This window comes from Pseudomonas sp. AC136 (assembly GCF_979258585.1).
Map to the genome: position 1 here is coordinate 3,965,332 of NZ_OZ409865.1, position 18,877 is coordinate 3,984,208.

At 57.5% G+C, this 18,877-nt stretch carries 17 protein-coding genes and 1 pseudogene; 12 read left to right on the top strand and 6 right to left on the bottom strand.

Going from position 1 to position 18,877, the window contains the following annotated elements:
- Positions 1–2: 2 nt before the first annotated feature.
- The 4 genes and pseudogenes from ACZZZU_RS17735 to ACZZZU_RS17750 form a co-directional block, all read right to left on the bottom strand.
- Positions 3–266 carry a hypothetical protein gene (locus tag ACZZZU_RS17735; protein ID WP_463552184.1) on the bottom strand — a complete coding sequence of 88 codons (264 nt, stop codon included), beginning with the start codon at positions 264–266 and terminating at the stop codon, positions 3–5.
- 55 nt (positions 267–321) lie between these two features.
- Positions 322–480, bottom strand: a pseudogene (locus ACZZZU_RS17740) (hypothetical protein); the annotation flags it as partial.
- A gap of 44 nt (positions 481–524) precedes the next feature.
- On the bottom strand, positions 525–1,022 hold the full coding sequence (locus ACZZZU_RS17745) for a hypothetical protein (RefSeq protein ID WP_463551349.1): 498 nt from the start codon (positions 1,020–1,022) through the stop codon (positions 525–527).
- Positions 1,023–1,258: 236 nt separating this feature from the next.
- Positions 1,259–1,648, bottom strand: a complete 390-nt coding sequence (locus tag ACZZZU_RS17750) for a hypothetical protein (RefSeq protein ID WP_463551350.1) — start codon at positions 1,646–1,648, stop codon at positions 1,259–1,261.
- 72 nt (positions 1,649–1,720) lie between these two features.
- Between ACZZZU_RS17750 and ACZZZU_RS17755 the strand changes: the two genes are divergently transcribed.
- From ACZZZU_RS17755 to ACZZZU_RS17770, 4 genes are all read left to right on the top strand, one after another.
- On the top strand, positions 1,721–3,310 hold the full coding sequence (locus ACZZZU_RS17755; protein WP_463551351.1) for a recombinase family protein: 1,590 nt from the start codon (positions 1,721–1,723) through the stop codon (positions 3,308–3,310).
- Positions 3,288–4,196, top strand: coding sequence for a ParB/RepB/Spo0J family partition protein (locus ACZZZU_RS17760; RefSeq protein ID WP_463551352.1), 909 nt, complete (start codon positions 3,288–3,290; stop codon positions 4,194–4,196). The genes ACZZZU_RS17755 and ACZZZU_RS17760 overlap by 23 nt, the downstream gene beginning before the upstream one ends.
- Complete coding sequence (locus tag ACZZZU_RS17765) at positions 4,193–5,101, top strand: ParB/RepB/Spo0J family partition protein (protein WP_463551353.1); 909 nt, start codon at positions 4,193–4,195, stop codon at positions 5,099–5,101. Before ACZZZU_RS17760 ends, ACZZZU_RS17765 begins: the two co-directional genes overlap by 4 nt.
- 385 nt (positions 5,102–5,486) lie before the next feature.
- On the top strand, positions 5,487–7,358 hold the full coding sequence (locus tag ACZZZU_RS17770; RefSeq protein WP_463551354.1) for a hypothetical protein: 1,872 nt from the start codon (positions 5,487–5,489) through the stop codon (positions 7,356–7,358).
- 17 nt (positions 7,359–7,375) lie between these two features.
- Here ACZZZU_RS17770 and ACZZZU_RS17775 read toward each other — a convergent pair whose 3' ends face one another.
- Positions 7,376–7,855, bottom strand: coding sequence for a hypothetical protein (locus tag ACZZZU_RS17775; RefSeq protein WP_463551355.1), 480 nt, complete (start codon positions 7,853–7,855; stop codon positions 7,376–7,378).
- A gap of 285 nt (positions 7,856–8,140) precedes the next feature.
- Here ACZZZU_RS17775 and ACZZZU_RS17780 point away from each other — a divergent pair, with 285 nt between their 5' ends.
- Complete coding sequence (locus ACZZZU_RS17780; protein WP_463551356.1) at positions 8,141–8,935, top strand: bestrophin-like domain; 795 nt, start codon at positions 8,141–8,143, stop codon at positions 8,933–8,935.
- On the opposite strand, the gene ACZZZU_RS17785 is transcribed toward ACZZZU_RS17780, so the two are convergent.
- Positions 8,932–9,420 (bottom strand): GFA family protein, encoded by a 489-nt coding sequence (locus ACZZZU_RS17785; RefSeq protein WP_122493411.1) that lies wholly within the window; start codon positions 9,418–9,420, stop codon positions 8,932–8,934. The genes ACZZZU_RS17780 and ACZZZU_RS17785 overlap by 4 nt on opposite strands.
- A 186-nt stretch (positions 9,421–9,606) precedes the next feature.
- Here ACZZZU_RS17785 and ACZZZU_RS17790 point away from each other — a divergent pair, with 186 nt between their 5' ends.
- The 7 genes from ACZZZU_RS17790 (at position 9,607) to ACZZZU_RS17820 (ending at position 18,874) form a co-directional block, all read left to right on the top strand.
- Positions 9,607–11,964: a DNA polymerase II gene (locus tag ACZZZU_RS17790; protein WP_463551357.1), complete on the top strand. Its 2,358-nt coding sequence runs from the start codon at positions 9,607–9,609 to the stop codon at positions 11,962–11,964.
- A gap of 307 nt (positions 11,965–12,271) precedes the next feature.
- On the top strand, positions 12,272–12,925 hold the full coding sequence (locus tag ACZZZU_RS17795) for a hydrolase (protein ID WP_122493409.1): 654 nt from the start codon (positions 12,272–12,274) through the stop codon (positions 12,923–12,925).
- Positions 12,926–13,265: 340 nt separating this feature from the next.
- A complete protein-coding gene (locus tag ACZZZU_RS17800) occupies positions 13,266–13,544 on the top strand; it encodes a hypothetical protein (RefSeq protein WP_122493408.1) in 279 nt (92 codons plus the stop codon).
- A 146-nt stretch (positions 13,545–13,690) separates the two neighbouring features.
- A complete protein-coding gene (locus ACZZZU_RS17805) occupies positions 13,691–14,599 on the top strand; it encodes a LysR substrate-binding domain-containing protein (protein ID WP_122493407.1) in 909 nt (302 codons plus the stop codon).
- Positions 14,596–15,516, top strand: coding sequence for an ABC transporter ATP-binding protein (locus ACZZZU_RS17810; RefSeq protein WP_463541030.1), 921 nt, complete (start codon positions 14,596–14,598; stop codon positions 15,514–15,516). Before ACZZZU_RS17805 ends, ACZZZU_RS17810 begins: the two co-directional genes overlap by 4 nt.
- Complete coding sequence (locus tag ACZZZU_RS17815; RefSeq protein ID WP_463381649.1) at positions 15,513–16,274, top strand: ABC transporter permease; 762 nt, start codon at positions 15,513–15,515, stop codon at positions 16,272–16,274. The genes ACZZZU_RS17810 and ACZZZU_RS17815 overlap by 4 nt, the downstream gene beginning before the upstream one ends.
- A 236-nt stretch (positions 16,275–16,510) precedes the next feature.
- Positions 16,511–18,874 carry a type VI secretion system Vgr family protein gene (locus ACZZZU_RS17820; RefSeq protein ID WP_463551358.1) on the top strand — a complete coding sequence of 788 codons (2,364 nt, stop codon included), beginning with the start codon at positions 16,511–16,513 and terminating at the stop codon, positions 18,872–18,874.
- Positions 18,875–18,877: the final 3 nt, after the last annotated feature.

Sequence of the window (18,877 nt, forward strand, 5' to 3'; positions counted from 1 at the left end):
AGCTAGAAGCCGCTCTCGCGCATCAACACCGCCGCCACATGGGTCGCGCCGTCGGCCAACAGGCTGCGCCGCTGGCCCTCGATCTTCACGTGCCCACGGGTTTCGTGCAGCGAGGGCGGCGGTAGGTCGAGCTGAATCAGTACCTGAAACAACGCATCGGTTGGCACCAGCGCGCCCCCATGTGTGGTGGTCGGCACCGGGCCGCCGAAGCGCGAGGCGAGCATGCGGTGGTTGAGTTGATTGGCGCGGGTGCTGCCGATGTTCAACACGTGCCCTGACGGCCATCGGGTGGCCGTCAGGGTAGAAGCGCACGGCATCGCCAATGCGCAAGCGGTGTACTTGGTCTTGCTCGATATAGGCGTCAACCTGCCAACTGCTGGGGTCAACCAGCATTCCCAGCGCTTCCTGCACGCCCAGCCATTGGCCGGGCTGGCGTTGCGGGTCGAAATTGGCCGCAGACGTCGTAAGCGTTCCGCGCATTGAACAGCGGACACGCTCAAAATGTACGGCGAACTTGGTTTGCGCTAAAGAAGATATTTTTCAAACCAAGATGTGGCGATAACTATCGCCGCACCATTAGCTGTTTCCTGCGAACTGAACGGGCCGTATGCCTCGCCTGCCACGATGTCGAATCCAGCGCCCTGCTCACGTTCGACAAGTGCTTGCACCTTCACGATGACTGGATGAGGAACATAGCCCCAGGTGTATCTAACTAGGGCTTTTCGGTTCGACGAGGTAACCACAAAGCTTTCGTTAAAGTAGGAAGCATTTCTTGCTGGACGCTTATCGACATTGCGGAGCGAGTATTGATTGTTAAAGAGGGGCGGTTTACTAAATGGAAAGAGTAGCGCGTAGATTATTCGCTTCACTGGGTGCGGGCGGGGGGCATCTGTGAAATCTCTGAAGACCTTCAAAACAGCATCAGCTCCCCGCTCGACGTCCTTTAGGCTTCGCCCGTTCTTGTCCATTTCACGGATTACAAGGAGGGCTAGCTTCTTTTCGGTATCAGAAAGCTCACGCATTTTTTCACCATTCAGAGGGGCGGTTTTCAAGAACGCTAGCAGGTGAGAGAACCTTCCGCATTTAACGCTAGGTTAGACCGAGGGAATTGAGGCCATCAGCCGAAAAATCCGAAACGCTAACCAGCTTTTTCCGTTTCGACGCGTCTAGCAAGCTACTCTTAGCGAGTTCAGTAATGCGCGATTTATTCGACATGAACATGAACATGAACATGAAGCGTGAAGCGTGGAGCACCAATCTATTTAACTGCTGCCGAGATCGAAAGATATTCGTCTAACAGCGCTACCGTTTGAAGCAAGCTTGTCCGAAGCACTGGCAGCGAAAGGGCGACGATTACCTCTTGACGTTGGGCCAAATGCAAAAACATTTGTAAGACCTTTTCGGAACGTGCGGCCAGCATGATGAGGTGATACCCACTCGGACCATGCGTTCCTGCTAACCAGTTTTTTGCCGTTCGCTCATTGGCATCAGTCCATTTTTGCAAGGTCTTCAAAGCGCAGCGAGTCTGCCCGAGTTCGGTTCGTAATGCCGCTGCGATGGCGTTCGCGTACAAGACGCTGCCTACGCCGTTTGGAAATTCATTGCCCATTTTAGTAATCATTTTTCCGAGACCTTCTTCTATGGTCATGAAAGTGCATTCTTAACGACTTTGAACAAGCAGCAATAACATCCGACAAGCGGGAGTCTCTGAGCCATCCTCATGCCTCCAAGAAAACCTCAGTCTGAATATTTAATACCTGAAGCGCGTCCGAGATATGCGGCCGCTTATGTGCGGATGTCCACTGAGCATCAGCAATATTCGACGGAAAACCAGCTCGATATAATAAAATTATATGCCGAGCAGAACGGCTACGAGATAACTAAGGTTTATACCGATGCGGGAAAGAGCGGCCTCACTTTGAGCGGGCGAAAAGCTTTGCAGCAGTTATTTAACGACGTCGCTAGTTGTCGTTTCGAATATCAAATCGTCTTGGTCTACGACGTAAGCAGGTGGGGGCGTTTTCAAGATCCTGATGAAAGCGCGACGTATGAGGTTCGGTGTCGTCAAGCTGGAGTTGCAGTCGAATATTGCGCCGAGCAGTTCAAGAATGATGGTTCGCCTATCTCAAGTATTTTGAAGAGTGTTAAGCGAATGATGGCTGGAGAGTACAGCCGAGAACTGTCAGTAAAAGTCTTTGCAGGGCAGGCCCGTCTAATTAGTCTTGGTTACAAGCAAGGTGGTCAGCCGGGATACGGATACCGACGCCAGCTAATCGATCAATGCGGTCATCCAAAAGCCATTCTGAGTAACGGAGAGATGAAGAGCATTCAAACGGATCGAGTAGTCCTCATCCCTGGTCCAGAGAAGGAGCAGAAGGTTGTGCGTGAGATTTTCAGACTTTTCATCGAGGAGAAATTAAAGGTTGGAGCGATAGCGCGCTTATTAAACGAGCAGGGCGTTGCGTGGTGTAAGCCTACTCCCTGGAATTCTGGTCGCGTGGATTCAGTCCTAAAGAGTGAGCGATATATAGGAAATAATTTGTGGAATAAAACATCCGCGAAGTTAAAACAGTTTAAGCGAGACAATCCGGAGAATGAATGGATTAGGGCCAAAAAGGCGTTCTGTCCCATAATTAATGATGAAACTTTTTTCGCTGCTCGCGAGATTATTAACCGTAGGTCAGCTGTTCTGTCTGATGAGCAGTTAATTGACGATCTTAAAGCACTTCTTGCTCGTCATGGCTATTTATCGGCCGTTCTAATTAATGCCGATAAATCAACTTCATCTCGCTCGTTATACATTTCCCGATTCGGAACCTTACGGCGTGCTTTTGAATTGGCGGGATACAGGTCTACGAGAGACTATTCCTATTTCGATGCGGACAAACGTCTTAAAGGCAGAGTTGCGATCTGTGTCGAGAGAGTCGCAGGAGTTATCAGAAGTTCAGGCGCAAGCGTTTCGGTAAACAATGATAATAGTTTATTGGTGATAAATGATGAGATTTTAATGTCGGTTGTGGTGATTAGATATAAACCATCTCGCTTTCTGAAGTATCAATGGCAGGCGAGGCTGGCTCTTGAGCTAAATCCTGACTTAAATCTCGTGGTGCGCATGTATCCAGGAGAGGAAGCGGTAAAAGATTATTTGGTTATACCTACGGGAGCACTGGATCGTACTGTGCTGAACATGAAAGACGAAGATTTGCGAGAGTTGGAGCAGTACAGGTTTGATAATTTGGATGTCATAGGTGCGCTCAGTAGAAGAGTAACGATAGTTGGAGGAAAAAATGAAGAACCTAAATCCAAATGAATGCGCGGCGCTGCACATTGGTAATGCTGAGCCAATACAGAACGTGCCCTTGGAGAAGATTAGAGTCCTTAATCCGCGAAGCCGCAATCAACAAGTATTTGCGCGGCTCGTGGAAAATATTTCTACCGTAGGCTTGAAAAGACCAATTACCGTAACGCCGAATGGCGATTCTTTCGATTTGATATGCGGTCAAGGCAGATTTGAAGCTTTTTTGGCGCTAGGTGAAACGACCATTCCGTGTGTACAGGTTTCTGCAATAGAAGCAGACAGATATTTGATAAGCTTAATTGAGAATCTAGCGCGCCGGCGCCATTCTAATAGGGATCTTTTGGCGGCTATAAACGAGCTTTCTCAGCGAGGTTATACGCCCAAGGAAATTTCAAATAAAACCGGGCTTCAGTCTACTTATATAGCATGCATATTAATCCTGCTAAATCAGGGGGAGGATCGGCTAATTTCCGCCGTCGAAAAAGGATGGCTTCCACTTTCAATAGCAACAAAGGTTGCGAAGTCAAATGACGGTGAAACTCAAGCCGCTATGCTAGAAGCCTATGAGACCGGTGTGCTTCGAGGAGATCAGCTACTTAAGGTCAGAAGGCTACTAGAAAAGCGCAAGGCGTTTGGGAAAAAGTTTTCAACGTCAAGGGCTACAACCGAGCGCATCACAACACCTGCGCAATTGTTAAAGACCTATCAGCAAGAGGTTGGGCGTCAGCACTTAATTATTAAAAAATCTGAAATTAACCAACAGCGTCTTCTGTTTATCATTACAGCCCTTAGGAAATTGCTTTCTGAGGATTACTTTCAAGCCTTGCTGCAAAACGAGGGGTTGAGTGATATGCCTGAGGTCTTATCCCAGCGTGTATATGCGGAGGTAGCAGCATGAAAAATGTCAGGCATGCTTTCGAGTCCAATATTTGCGCGGTGCCGATTTCTCAAATTATGCCCACTCATAAGGTGAGCAAGGACGTGCTCGGCTCTATTAAGTACAAAACAGTTTTGGCTTCTATCGAAGAGATAGGGGTCGTCGAGCCTATAGCGATATACCCTGGTGGTGGAAGCGGGAGCGCCTCAAAAACATATATTTTACTCGATGGACATCTGCGGCTTGAAGCATTGCGCGAGTTAGGGGCTGTTGAGGCTCTATGTCTGATCGCGACCGAAGACGAGGGTTTTACTTATAATCGTCAAATTAACAGGCTAACTGCAGTGCAAGAACACAAGATGATTCTAGAAGCGATAGGCAAGGGCGTGACTGCAGATAGAATAGCAAAAAGCCTGAATATGAATATTGGTCGAGTGCGCGAAAGCCAAAATCTACTTGTAGGCATTACTCCTGAAGTAATTAGTCTTCTGAAAACAAAAGTAGTGCCGCGTGCTGTTTTTGCAGTTCTAAAAAACATGAAGCCTATGCGCCAAATAGAAACCGCAGAAATGATGATGGCTGCCGATTGCTACACGGTTAGATATGCGAAAATGATGTTCGCAATGACCCCGTCTGACCAGCTTAGCGAGAAGAGGAGAAGAAAATCTGCGCCGAATTTTCCCGCTCAGGATATTACCCGGATGGAGCGCGAGATGGAAAAACTATATCAAAATTATCACTCGATTGAAGACGGTCTCGGAGAGACGATGCTGGTTTTGGTCGTAGCCAAAGGATATATCTCCCGTCTCCTAAAGAATGATGCAGTCGCTGCGTATATTAAGCGGTTCCTACCAGAAGTAGGGGAGGAGTTAATGGGCGTCGTTGACGCTGTCACTGCTGATGCCCGAGTGCAACAGCGAGAGTAGAGTCCCGCATAAAAATAAGCCTGGTTAGTTTTGGAAGAGCAAATCCATTCATGAGGATTAGGGTGCCCGATGGCCAGTGTTCTCATATATATTCGACGTATGTTGAAGTTTTTCTCGGTTCTATAGATCGCCCTACCAATTCCATACTTTTTATAAGCAACGGTCTTCAAGTCTTGAGCATGCTTGACTTATAGCCTGACCAGTTTGTAAGGGTATTCCTACATACCCAATGCGCTCGTTCTTACGATGCTTGCGGCTCTTTCGCCATAGGCATCTTCCGATGAAAACCTTCTCGTTTCCTCCAGTTCATGTAGTCCTTTTCAGCGCGTGCGTTGTGTTCCTCACAAGCGGCCTGGCGGCGGCGAGTACCGCGCCACTCCCTGTAATGTCCGATCTAGGCCTGTTACCCGCCGGTAGTGGCAGCCGCGCCAATGCGGTGAGCGGCAACGGCAAGGTGGTCGTTGGGCAGGGTTGGGATGCGGCCTACACGCCCTGGATTTTTCGCTGGACTGACGAAGCCGGCATGGTGGGTCTCAACGGCGTCGCCATTCAAGGCTCGGCCAATGCGCTGAATTTCGACGGCAGTGTGATCGTCGGTGGCACCGGTTCGAACGCGGCGCAGCAGGCGTTTCGTTGGGATGCACTCAGTGGTGTGCAAGCACTCGGCGACTTGGGCGGTACCCACAGCATTGCTTGGGGCGTTAGCGCCGATGGCAACGTGGTGGTGGGGGAGGCGAACGACGGCGCTGCACTGCGTCGCGCCTTTCGTTGGACGGCAGCCCTGGGCATGCACGACCTTGGCAGCCTGAGCGTCGGCGGCTCCAGCGTGGCGTCGGCCATTAGCAGCGACGGCACCGTGATCGTCGGCAGCGCCGCAGCCACGGGCGGCACCCGCGCGTTCCGCTGGGAAGGTGGCACCATGGTCGACTTGGGCACGCTGCCGGGCAGTACGTCCAGCGGTGCATTTGCAGTAAACGCCGACGGCACTGTGGTGGTGGGCAGCAGCAACCTCGCGGCGTTTCGCTGGACATCGGCCACCGGCATGCAGGACCTCGGCTCGCTGGGCGGCGTCATGAGTTCGGCTAACGGCGTGAGCGCTGATGGTTCGGTGGTGGTGGGCACGTCCACCTTGGTCGACGATTCGTCCCGCGCCTATCGCTGGACCGCCGCTACGGGCATGGCCAGCCTTGGCCTGCTGACTGGCGGCAGTTTCAGCGAAGCCACGGGCGTGAGTGCCGACGGCAACGTGGTCGTCGGTACGGCGGACAACAGCCTGGGCGAGCGGGCGTTTATCTGGAAGGCTTCGGCCGGCGGATTGGCGCCCATTCAGGATCTGGGCAACCTGCAAACCTCGGTCATCCAAAGCGCCAACACCAGCACCGATCTGCTGGCCATGCAGGCCCGCCGTGCGCGCTTATTGCTGGAACAACACTGCCTGCCGGGTGCGGCGCAACGCTATTGCCTGAGCGCCGACGGTGCAGTGAGCACGGGCGAGTCAGTGGCAGATGGCCGCCAGCGAATCGGTCAACTGGGAGCGGGGCGGCGGCTGAATGCCCAGGTGGCCGTGGGGCTGAACGTGGCCTGGGCTGAAGCGGATGGGCGTCGCCATGAAGACCGGGCCCACGGCCTTGGCCTGTGGGTCGCCTACCAGCAGCACGCCGACACCGAAACCGGCTGGCTGGCCGACCTCGGTGCGTCGCTGAGTACAGGCGAAAGCCGCTTCCAGCGGGGCGAGCACGACACCGACGTACAAATCGTCTCGTCGCAGGTGGCGATCAAAGCCACGGCGCAGCGGTTGGCGGTGGGCTATAGCGTGGCGGTCGGCGATTCACGGCTGGTGCCGGAGTTGGCGCTTACCCATGTGCAAGGGACACACCGTGGCTTTGAAGAGCGCAACGTCGCCTTGCCGTTGAATATTGAGGGCGCGCGCAGTGAGCAAACCTACGCCACCGCCACGCTGCGCGGCAGCCTGCCGGTCGACCCGCAACTGACCCTGACGGCCACGCTAGCCATGGATGTACTGCTCAACGAAGACGCCCCGGTGTTCCAGGGTCAGTCCGATATTCCAGGGTTGCAGCAGTTCGAGGTGCGCAGCCCGTTGCGTCAGCGTTACCTCGTACCCAGCGCAACTGCCGGCAGCCGTTACGCGCTCACCCCAGCCAGCAGCGTGGCCGCTCAGGTTCACGCGCGGGCCTCAACCTTCCATGAGCAGCGCCCGGTGTTCGGCGTTCAGGTGCAGTACCGCTACGCCTTCTGAAAGCGCGGCCCCGACGCTCACACGTAAATGCTGATGCCGGCTTTGCTTTGCAGCCAGTCGCGGTAAGTCTCCAGCGACTCGGTTTGTTTGTCCCCGTTAAAGCCGGCCACTGCCACCGAATCACTCAAGCCCTTGTCGATCAGCTTCTGCACCTGTGGCAGCAAGCTGGCGGCGTCGTCGCGGTTCATGCTCGCCACGTCGGGCAGTTGAATGGCGCTCTGGCTGTTGGCGCCGTTGAAGCCGGCCGACGGGGCGGGGCTGGTCTGCTCGCCACCAGCCAGCGCGGTAAACAAGCCGCCGCGTGACTGCGCGACGATGGCAGCCGCGTATTTGCGCAATTCACCAATCGGGTCTTTGTCTTCTTCAGCCGCCGTGTCCGTTGCCGGCGCGGTGCTGCTGCCGGTGCCGGGGGCGGGTTTGGTGCTGTCGCTGGTTTCCGATTTAGAGATCGAGTTGATAAAGCTCAGCAGCGAAAGGTTGCTCGATACGCTGGTCATGGGTGTTTGCCGTTAACGAGTAGGTGCAGCCGTGACTGCACATCACGGGCCAACTTGCGCGATGGCTCTAGAACACGTGTTACGGCGCGCCTCGGCGCGAGGCAGGCGGCGTGAGCTTGCCAGCAGCGGCAAGCGTTTGCCGCCCGGTTTTCCCAGACGATTCAGGCAATAACCCACGGTTGGCTGCGTAGCGACGGATGGTGTGAGCGAGGGTGTTGGGCAAGGCTGCTGAGCGTTGTCGCCAAGCGAATTGGCGATGTTTGCTGGCTAACCCAAGGACTATCCATGCAGATGTACCTGCTCTCATTTCCCCTGTGGACATTATTTTTGGTGCTGGTGGTCGGCAGCGGCGTGCTGGCCGCTGGTGCCTCGTTGCTGGTCAACCGCTACTGCCCGCAACCGAGCGACGACAACGGCGTGGGGTTGTCGATCTTCCAAACGGTGGGCGCCGTGTTCGGCATTACCTTGGCCTTCACAATTTCGGCGGTGTATGCCGAGTTTGACGCGGCGGCCAGCAACGTATCGCGCGAGTCCAACGCCCTGGGTCGCTTGTACCGCCTGGCCCAGCAACTGCCGCTGCCACACCAAACCGACCTGCAAACGGCGCTCGACGCCTACGCCAATCGCGTGATCGACACCGAATGGCGAACCATGGAAAACGGGCAAAGCAGCATTGAAGTGGCGATTGCCCTGAATGAATTGTGGCATGTGCATCATCAGCTCGAACTGAGCGAACCCACTCAGCACACCCGTGGCGAGCACTTCTACCAGCACGTCGTGGACCTTAACGATCACCGGCGCAATCGCCTGCGAGACAGCCGTTCGCAATTGCCCGCGCTCATGTGGGGCTTGTTGTTGGGTGGAGGGCTAATCACCGTGGCGTTTGCGGTGGCGTTGCGCACCGGGCACAACCGCAGCCAGGCCTGCATGACCGGCAGCCTCGCGGCGGTAATCGGCTTTGGACTGTTGCTGGTGATGGCCATGGACTGCCCGTTTACCGGCAGCGTGCGGGTAATGCCTGATGCGCTTATCGACACGCTGCAACTGTTCAATCGGCCGCCCTACGGCCCTATGCATTAAGTCTCCAACCCCAACCGTTGATGCCACTGCGCAATCGATTCCTTGGGGAAACCCTCGAACGTTTTGTCGCCCTTGCGCTTGTCGACCTCCACCCAACTGGCTTTGGAGTCGAGCAGCAAATGGGTGTGCTCGGGTGGCACCGGCAGCTCACTGTCGATGGCGCTGGCGAACGGGTGAATCAGCTCCGGCCATTCCGGGCTGAACAGCCATAAGGCGCTGCCGCACTGGTTGCAGAAATGCCGTTCGGCGCTGCTGATGCGGGCGCGGCCGGCGCCGGTGGGTTTGATTTTCGCGTGGTAAATGCTGATGTGTTTGCGCCCGCGCACTTTCATGCTGCGTGCGTCACCACTGAGGTTGATGGCGTAACCGCCACCGCCCTGGGTCTTGCGACAAATCGAGCAATAACAGCGCTGATACGGGTACGGATGTTGGCTGGTGAGGCTGAAGGCGACGGCGCCGCAATGGCAGGAACCTTTGAGCTGCATGGGCAAATCTCCGTGGGAAGGCCGGGTTGCTTTCGGTTTTCTAGACCCCCGTAACGCGGGTTTTGGCCATAACGTCTGTCGGATTGGCGCAACGCTGTAAGCCACGGAGGCGGAAAAACAAGCGGCCGTCTGTATATCGATACAGTAGAATCGTTCGTTCTTTCTGACGCGGCTCTCGGCACCTTCATGACGGCGCAACCCCTACAGCGCGGCTTTCTGCTTTCGCGGCACTGGCGTGACACCCCGGCGGGCACGCAGGTGAGCTTCTGGGTGGCCACCGACGACGGCCCGCGACTGCTGCGTTTGCCGATGCAAACCTCGGTCGCATTTGTGCCAGCCGAGCAGCGTTTGCGGGTTGAAGGCATGTTGGGCAAAGAGAAAGACGTCGAGCTGCGCGAACTGCAATTGCAGGACTTTCATCACCGCCCGGTGCTTGGCGTCTACACCCGTCAGCATCGGCAATTGATGAACATCGACAAGCTGCTGCGCAGTGTCGGCGTCGATGTGTACGAAGCCGACATTCGCCCGCCCGAGCGCTATCTGATGGAGCGTTTTATTACTGCGCCGGTGCTGTTTTCCGGCACGCCGGACGGGCAGGGCGGTTTCGATGATGCGCAACTCAAGCCCGACCCCGACTACCGCCCGCAGTTGAAACTGGCCTCGCTCGACATCGAAACCACCCGCCATGGCGAGTTGTATTCCATCGCCATCGAAGGCTGCGGCCAGCGTCAGGTGTACATGCTTGGCCCGCCTAATGCCGACGACAGCGCGGTGAATTTCGACCTCGAATATTGCGACACGCGCGGGCAGTTGCTCGAACGCCTGAACACCTGGCTGGCGACCCACGACCCCGACGCCATCATTGGCTGGAACGTGGTGCAGTTCGACTTGCGCGTGCTGCTGGAGCATTCGCAAAAACTACAAATTCCACTGCGCTTGGGCCGCGACGGCGAGGCCATGGGCTGGCGCGAACACGGCGCACGCACCAACCATTTTTTCGCCGAGGCGGCCGGGCGGTTGATCATCGATGGCATCGAAGCGCTGCGTTCGGCGACCTGGAGCTTTCCTTCGTTCAGCCTGGAAAACGTCGCGCAAACCTTGCTCGGCGAAGGCAAGGATATTTCCACGCCGTATCAGCGCATGGACGAAATCGACCGCATGTTCGCCGAGGACAAACCGGCCCTCGCGCGCTACAACCTCAAAGATTGCGAGCTGGTCACGCGCATCTTCGGCAAAACCGAACTGCTGAGCTTTTTGCTCGAACGCGCCAGCGTCACCGGCCTGCCCGCCGACCGCAGCGGCGGTTCGGTGGCGGCCTTTACCCATTTGTATATGCCGCTGATGCACCGTCAGGGTTTCGTCGCGCCTAACCTCGGCGAGCGCCCGCCTGAAGCCAGCCCCGGTGGCTTCGTCATGGACTCGCGACCAGGCTTGTACGAGTCGGTGCTGGTGCTGGATTACAAGAGCCTGTACCCCTCGATTATTCGCACCTTTCTCATCGACCCGGTTGGCCTGGTCGAAGGGCTGCGCGAGAGCGACGAGGGCGCCACGGTTGAAGGCTTTCGCGGCGCGCGTTTTTCCCGCCAGCGGCATTGCCTGCCCGCCATTGTTTCGCGCGTGGCCGAAGGGCGGGAGCAGGCGAAACGCGACAACAACAAGCCACTGTCGCAAGCGCTGAAGATCATCATGAACGCCTTTTACGGCGTGCTCGGCTCCAGCGGTTGTCGATTCTTCGATCCCCGCCTGGCGTCGTCCATCACCCTGCGCGGCCACCAGATCATGCACAAGACCCGCGAGCTGATCGAAGCCCAGGGCCACACCGTTATCTATGGCGACACCGACTCCACCTTCGTTTGGCTCGGTCGCGAACACAGCGACGATGAGGCCGGCGTGATCGGTCGCGGTTTGGTGCAGATGGTCAACGACTGGTGGCGCAAGCACCTCACCGAAGAACTCGGTTTGACCAGCGCCCTGGAGCTGCAATACGAAACCCATTTTCGCCGCTTTCTGATGCCGACCATTCGCGGCGCGGAGGAGGGCAGCAAGAAGCGCTACGCCGGTTTGATGGGCGAGCAGATGGTTTACAAAGGATTGGAATCAGTGCGCACCGATTGGTCGCCGCTGGCGCAGCAGTTCCAGCAACAACTGTACGAACGCATCTTTCGCCGGCAACCCTACCAAGCCTACGTGCGCGACTTCGTGGCCGCGACGCTGGCCGGTGAGCAGGACGACCTCCTGGTGTATCGCAAACGCCTGCGTCGCCCGCTGGATGACTACGAACGCAACGTGCCGCCCCACGTACGCGCTGCGCGTATTGCCGATGCCTATAACGCCGAGCTTGGCCGGCCCCGGCAATACCAGCGCGGCGGCTGGATCAGCTACCTGATTACCCTGGCCGGCCCGCAGCCGCTGGAAGCGGTCACCTCACCCATCGACTACGACCACTACCTGACACGCCAGCTGCAGCCAGTGGCAGACGCGATTCTGCCCTTCGTCGATGACGACTTCGGCACGTTGGTGGGTGGGCAGTTGGATCTGTTCTGAGATCGCCGTTGGGCTTCGCAGATCAACAGCATCGAGGCTGAAGCCTCTCCTACAGGGGCAGCGTTTGGTGTGGGAAAGGCGTTGGCCTCGATTCCTGGAAACGCCTTAATCCCCGCGATTGCCCCTGTCATTCCCTTCGCACAAAACATCAATCCAGGCCCTTTGCAATTCTGCAAAGTGCCCGTGCAGCCCTGTCTATTCCGGGCTTTCTGGCGGCCGGGCATCATGGCTCCACGGTTTGCAAACAAGCCAACGAATTCAACTAAACCCGCTACTCAGACCATTACGACTAAAAGGAAATCTACCCATGGCAATCGCAAAAGCAGTTCCAGGCAAAACCCTTCTGAACCACGACGACCACACCCTGATCATGATCGACCACCAATCGCAGATGTCCTTCGCGACCAAGTCGATTGATGCCACTACCCTGCGCAACAACGCTGCACTGGTCGCCAAGGCAGCACGTGAATTCAAGGTGTCGACCATCCTCACCACCGTCGCCGAGAAGAGCTTCTCCGGTCCGATTTTCGATGAAATCAAATCGGTATTTCCTGAGCACACCATCATCGACCGCACCAGCATGAACACCTGGGAAGACGAGCGCATTGCGGTGCAAGTTAACGCCGCCGGCAAACAGAAAATCGTCCTCGCCGGCTTGTGGACCTCGGTCTGCATCGTAGGCCCAGCGCTGTCTGCCCTGGATCAGGGTTTCGAGGTGTACTTCATCGCTGACGCCTGTGGTGACGTGTCGGTAGAAGCCCACGAAATGGCAATCCAGCGCATGGTGCAATTGGGCGCCCGCCCGATGACCTCGCTGCAATACCTGCTTGAATTGCAACGTGACTGGGCACGCGGCGAGACCTACGACGAAACCGTCAAAACCTCCATCGCCCACGGCGGCGCATACGGCCTGGGCCTGATCTACGCCAAGACCATGTTCAATGCCTCTGAAGGTCATTAATGGCTAAACGCTGCGGCGTATGAACACTTCCGCCTCGATACTTCGAGGCGGGAGTTTTTTCGTGTGCGCGAAAAGCTCGCGGCTAAAGCCGCTCCTACAGGACACCGAAATCCTGTGGGACGGCTTTAGCCGCGATTGGCCGGGCCTGGAAACGGTGATTTCTGAGCTTAGGAAGCTCGCGGCTAAAGCCGCTCCTACAGGACGCCGAAATCCTGTGGGAGCGGCTTTAGCCGCGATTTCCCGAGCGCACGCCATCGCCCGTCTTCCGTCGTTTCGCCTGAACTTTCTGCCGTGCTCAGTCCTCAACCCCATGAGAGCCATCACGCCAAAGGACAGGACCATGAAGCTTCTATTGAGCATTACCGCCGCCGCCACTCTGCTTGCCGCAGGGTCCACCTGGGCCAGCTGTACGCCTGAAGAAGCCGAGCAAAAGGCGCAGCAACTGGCGGCCAAGGTGCATCAGCTCACCGAGCAAAATCCGCAGAAAGCCAAAGAGATCAACGATGAGGTCGAAAAGATGCGCCTGGATACCGACTCGGCCGACCGCGACAGCCATTGCGATTTGTACGACAAACGCATGAAAGAACTTGAGGCTGCCAAGGGCAAAGCCGAGAACTGATTCTGTTCGTTTTCAACCACGAAACTCGCGTCAGCCCTAGTGGCGCAGGCGCCTTGCATTTCTGCACGGCGGCTATGCAGGCGTGTCTATTCTCACGCCAAGCCAAGCGGACGATCATGGCTCCCACACCACAGGGAGCCCCACTCATGAACCGCATAGACCTTCGCCGCGTAGACCTCAACCTGCTGATCGTTTTCGAAATGATGATGATCGAGCGCAATGTCAGCCGCGCGGCGGAGCGTTTGTTTTTGGGCCAACCGGCAGTGAGCGCCGCCCTCGGCCGCCTGCGCACCTTGTACAACGATCCACTGTTCGTGCGCGTGGGCCGCAGTATGGAGCCCACGCCGCGAGCCATCGAACTGGAAGGCTTGCTGCGTCCGGCGCTGGACACCATCTCCTCCGCCATCGGCCAAAGCGTGGAGTTCGACCCCTGCACCAGCCGGGAAGTGTTCCGCATCGGTTTGAGCGACGACGTCGAGCTGGGCTTGCTGCCGCAACTGATGCGCGTGCTCAGCGTTGAAGCGCCGCATATCACGCTGGTGGTTCGCCGCACGCACTACTTGTCGATTTGCAACCAACTGTCGGCCGGCGAAATCTCCCTTGGCATCTGCTACACCGGCGACCTGCCCGCCAATGCCAAATGCAAAACCCTGCGTCGCAGCCGTTCGGTAATGGTGCGCGGCGATACCGAAAACACGCCCATGACCATGGACGACTACTGCGACCGTCCCCACGCGCTGGTGACCTTCGCCGGTGACCTCAGCGGTTTTATCGACGAGGAACTGGCCAAGCGCGGACGCAGCCGTCAGGTGAAATTGGCGGTGCCGCAGTTCTACGGTTTGAGCCAGTTGTTGCCCGGTACGCGTATGGTCGCCACGGTGCCGGATTATGCCGCCGCCGCGCTGACCTCCAACGGTGGTTTGCGTGTTGACGAACTGCCCTTCGAGGCGCCGGTTTATGATCTGTCCATGGCCTGGGGCGCAACCCAGGATATGGACCCTGCGCAACGTTGGTTGCGCAGCAAAATTACTGAATGCTTGGGTGATTCTGCATGAGCAGCGCTATATCCCTTCGGGGCTTGGAAAAGACCTACGCCAACGGCTTTCAAGCCTTGCGCGGGGTCGATCTGGAAATTCAACACGGTGAAATTTTCGCCTTGCTGGGCCCCAACGGCGCCGGCAAGTCCACGTTGATCGGCGCCATTTGCGGCCTGGTCAAACCCACTGGCGGCAGCATCTTTATCGACGGGCTGGAACTGCCCCGCCAATACCGCGAGGCGCGTGCCAAGGTCGGTTTGGTGCCGCAGGAAATGGTCAACGAAGGCTTTGAAAGCGTGCTGTCGAGCGTGCGCTTCAGCCGCGGTTTATTTGGCAAGCCCCCCGCGCCCGAGCTGCTCGAACAAATTTTGCGCGACCTGTCTCTGTGGAATAAACGCGACGACGCCACCATGACGTTATCGGGCGGCATGCGGCGCCGGGTAATGATCGCCAAGGCGCTGGCCCATGAGCCGCAAGTGTTGTTTCTCGACGAGCCCACCGCCGGCGTCGACGTGGAATTGCGCCGCGACATGTGGACCATGGTGCGCCGCCTGCGCGACCGTGGCGTGACCATTGTGCTGACCACTCACTACCTCGAAGAAGCCGAAGAAATGGCCGACCGCGTGGGCGTGATCAGCGATGGCCGTTTGCTGCTGGTGGAAAATAAAACTGATCTGATGGCGCGCCTGGGCCGTCGCCAGTTGCGCCTGCAATTGCAGCAGCCGCTCACAGAACTGCCGGCAGACTTGGCCGGTTTCCCGGTGGAATTAGCCGACCAAGGCCGCGAATTGGTCCTCGATGTCGCGCGCAACAACCAAGGCATCGCCGACTTCCTGCGGCGTCTGGCCGCCAACGATATCGACTTCAAAGACCTGCACACCTCGGAAAGCTCGCTTGAGGACATCTTTGTCGAACTGCTGAGAAAGCCCGCATGAATTTCTACTCCATCTACGCCATCTTCCGCTTCGAAATGGCCCGCTCTGCCCGCACCCTGATGCAAAGCCTGGCGGCGCCGGTATTGGCCACCGCCTTGTATTTTGTGGTGTTCGGTTCCGCCATCGGATCGCGCATGGCGGAAATCGGCAGCATCCCGTACGGCAGCTTTATCGTGCCCGGCCTGACCTTGCTGGCGGTGCTGACGCAAAGCGTCTCCAACGCCGCTTTTGGCATTTACATGCCGCGCTATTCCGGCGCGATTTACGAGATTTTGTCAGCGCCGCTGTCGCCCACCGAAATCGTCTTCGGCTACGTCGGCGCGGCGGTAGTCAAGTCGATGGTGCTGGCCGTCGCCATTCTGATCACCGCGCGCGTGTTCGTACCGTATGAAGTGGCGCATCCGTTCTGGGCGTTTGGCATTTTGTTGCTCTGCGCGGTGTCGTTCAGCATGCTCGGCTTTATCGTCGGCCTGTGCGTCGACGGCTGGGACAAGCTCGAAGTCGTGCCCTCGCTGGTCATCACGCCGCTGACGTTTTTAGGCGGCAGTTTCTACTCGCTGAACATGCTGCCGCCCACCTGGCAGACCATCAGCCTGTTCAACCCGGTGGTGTATCTGGTGGACGCCTTTCGCTGGGCGTTCTTCGACATCACTGAATTCAACCCCATGGTCGACATCGCCTTTTTGCTGGCGTTTCTGCTGGTGTGCGTCGTCATTGTTGGGCAGATATTCCGCACCGGATACCGGCTACAACATTAATCCTCAACGAGCCGGCCGCACCTTCTCAGCAACCAGTCGCCTCTAACCTATAAGGCACCGTAAGCAAAGTCGCGAGGCAAACCGTGATTTGCCCTTGCGGCTTTGCGAGGCGTCTGGCTTCGCCGCTGTTGCTCGCCAGTTCTACTTCATCGCCAACGAGCCGAGTGGTCCTCGCTTCTCGCTCGTTTTTTGCGCCTGCGTTTATATCGCACGCGCTCATCGCGATGAGGCTTTTCATGCGCCCGTTTTTCGACCACAGCCGCCATATTTTGCGGGTTTGGGATAACGACCTTCACCTCGACGTTCTGGCTTTCCGGGGCGACGAAGGCCTTAGCGAGCTGTTTCGCTACGCCATCGAATTCACGTGCACGGCGCAAGATATCGACGCCGAACAACTGCTTGGCAAGCAGGCCAGTTTCAGTCTTTTTGCCCGGCCTGAACCCCCTCCGCTGCGCGGCTTCGAGATGCCCGAGGCAAAACCGTTGCGTACGCTGTACGGCGTGCTGACGGGGTTTAAACGGGTGTCCGGTTCGCGCGACGAGGCGCGCTACGAAGTGACGCTGGAGCCTCGCTTCGCCTTGCTCGGTCGTGGGCAGCAGTTCTGCGTGTACCAGCAGCAAAGCGTGCCGCAGATCGTCGAGAGCATTTTGCGCGACCGCCATGGATTTCGCGGCCAGGATTTCTTCCTCAACTTAGTTCGCGAATATCCCCAGCGCGAACAAGTGATGCAGTACGCAGAAAGCGACTTGGCGTTTATCTGCCGTCTGCTCGCTGAGGTTGGCATCTGGTTTCGTTTCGTCAGCGATGACCGCTTGCGAATCGATGTGATCGAGTTTCATGACGACCAGTCGCGCTATACGTTCGGGCTTGAATTGCCTTGTCGCACGCCGTCGGGCGTGAGCAGTGACGACGCAGACGCAGTGTGGGACTTACAGTGCAACCATCAGGTCGTTGAGCGCGAAGTGGCGGTTCGCAGTTACGTTTACACCGATGCCGCTGCGCAGATGGACACCGAGATAGATCTCAGCCAGGGCGCAAAAAGCACCCACGGCCACGCCTATCTATTCAACGAACCCTACCGCGAGATAGGGGACCGTTATGCCACTGGCGCACACGTGCCCACCGAAACCGGGGCGTTTTTCGCCCGCTTGCGCCATGAGCAGTACCTCAATAGCCAGGTTCGGCTCAGCGGCGTCAGTGCCCATGCCGGCGTGATGGCGGGGCACGTGCTGAAGGTAATGGGTGGCGCGCCACACGCATTTTCTGCGGGTGCGGTTATCACGCGACTGACGTTGAATGCGGCGCGAGACAGCAGCCTCGACGTGCATTTCCAGGCCATTCCCTATTCGCCGGTTTACTGCTTCCGCCCGCCGTTATTGGCCAAGCCTTCCATTGCCGGCACCGTTCCTGCGCGCATCACTGCCAAAAACGCTAACGATCCTTATGGTCACATCGACCTTCATGGCCGCTACAAAGTCAGGTTCCTGTTCGACCGCGCCAGTTGGGCGGCCGGAAACGAAAGCCTGTGGCTGCGGTTGGCACGGCCCTACGCTGGCCATACCTACGGTCTGCACATGCCGCTGCTTGCGGGCGCCGAGGTGGCTATTGCGTTTGAACACGGTGACCCGGACCGTCCTTATATCGCCCATGCGCTGCATGACAGTCAGCATCCCGACCTCGTCACCCGGCGCAACCACAAGCGCAACGTGCTGCGTACACCCAGCAACAACAAGCTGCGGCTGGACGACACCCGCGGCGAAGAGCACATCAAACTCAGCACCGAACACAGCGGCAAAAGCCAGCTCAACCTCGGGCACCTGGTAGACGGCGAGAAAGCAAAACGTGGCGAAGGGGCCGAATTGCGCACCGACGGCCATGCCGCAATTCGGGCCGGCGCCGGTGTCTTTATCAGCGCCGACAAACAAGCCGGCGCGCAGGGCCCGATGCTCGACATGCGCACCGCGATGGACCATTTGCAGGAAGCCGGCGAGCAGTTGCGACAGCTCTCGGACGATGCGCAAACCGCAACGGCCGAACCGGCGGACGTGCAGGCGCAGTTGAGCCTGATGCGCGACCAACTGGACCAGCTGAAAGCCGCCGTCGCCCTCATCAGTGCGCCACAAGGCATTGCGCTGGTCAGCGGCGAGCACCTACAGCTGGCCGCCCGACGCAACGTCATGGTCAACGCCGGCAATCAAGCCGACATCAGCGTCGCCAGGCGTCTGTTCATCGGTGTGGGGCAGGGCTTGAGCCTGTTCGTGCGCAAGCTCGGCATCAAACTGATCGCCAATCAGGGGCCGGTCACCGTCCAGGCACAAAATGACACGCTTGAACTGCTGGCGCGGCAAGCGCTGAGCATCACCAGCACCGACGATGAAATTCACATCACAGCCAAAAAGAAAATCGTGCTCAACGGAGCAGGAAGTTACATCGCCATTGACGGGCACGGCATTGAGTCAGGGACTAGCGGGGATTTTCTCATCAAGGCCGCGCACCTAAACAAGAGCGGCCCAGCCACGTCGGCCGCCGCTAGAACCACTCTCCCGCCATTGACTGAGCCGCACACCGAGTCTGCCGACGACGTGGGCTTCTCCGGTTGAACG

Coding starts and splice junctions, on each gene's coding strand:
- ACZZZU_RS17745 (WP_463551349.1), bottom strand. CDS start 1,022: ATGCGTGAGCTTTCTGATACCGAAAAGAAGCTAGCCCTCCTTGTAATC.
- ACZZZU_RS17750 (WP_463551350.1), bottom strand. CDS start 1,648: ATGACCATAGAAGAAGGTCTCGGAAAAATGATTACTAAAATGGGCAAT.
- ACZZZU_RS17755 (WP_463551351.1), top strand. CDS start 1,721: ATGCCTCCAAGAAAACCTCAGTCTGAATATTTAATACCTGAAGCGCGT.
- ACZZZU_RS17760 (WP_463551352.1), top strand. CDS start 3,288: ATGAAGAACCTAAATCCAAATGAATGCGCGGCGCTGCACATTGGTAAT.
- ACZZZU_RS17765 (WP_463551353.1), top strand. CDS start 4,193: ATGAAAAATGTCAGGCATGCTTTCGAGTCCAATATTTGCGCGGTGCCG.
- ACZZZU_RS17770 (WP_463551354.1), top strand. CDS start 5,487: ATGTCCGATCTAGGCCTGTTACCCGCCGGTAGTGGCAGCCGCGCCAAT.
- ACZZZU_RS17775 (WP_463551355.1), bottom strand. CDS start 7,855: ATGACCAGCGTATCGAGCAACCTTTCGCTGCTGAGCTTTATCAACTCG.
- ACZZZU_RS17780 (WP_463551356.1), top strand. CDS start 8,141: ATGCAGATGTACCTGCTCTCATTTCCCCTGTGGACATTATTTTTGGTG.
- ACZZZU_RS17785 (WP_122493411.1), bottom strand. CDS start 9,420: ATGCAGCTCAAAGGTTCCTGCCATTGCGGCGCCGTCGCCTTCAGCCTC.
- ACZZZU_RS17790 (WP_463551357.1), top strand. CDS start 9,607: ATGACGGCGCAACCCCTACAGCGCGGCTTTCTGCTTTCGCGGCACTGG.
- ACZZZU_RS17795 (WP_122493409.1), top strand. CDS start 12,272: ATGGCAATCGCAAAAGCAGTTCCAGGCAAAACCCTTCTGAACCACGAC.
- ACZZZU_RS17800 (WP_122493408.1), top strand. CDS start 13,266: ATGAAGCTTCTATTGAGCATTACCGCCGCCGCCACTCTGCTTGCCGCA.
- ACZZZU_RS17805 (WP_122493407.1), top strand. CDS start 13,691: ATGAACCGCATAGACCTTCGCCGCGTAGACCTCAACCTGCTGATCGTT.
- ACZZZU_RS17810 (WP_463541030.1), top strand. CDS start 14,596: ATGAGCAGCGCTATATCCCTTCGGGGCTTGGAAAAGACCTACGCCAAC.
- ACZZZU_RS17815 (WP_463381649.1), top strand. CDS start 15,513: ATGAATTTCTACTCCATCTACGCCATCTTCCGCTTCGAAATGGCCCGC.
- ACZZZU_RS17820 (WP_463551358.1), top strand. CDS start 16,511: ATGCGCCCGTTTTTCGACCACAGCCGCCATATTTTGCGGGTTTGGGAT.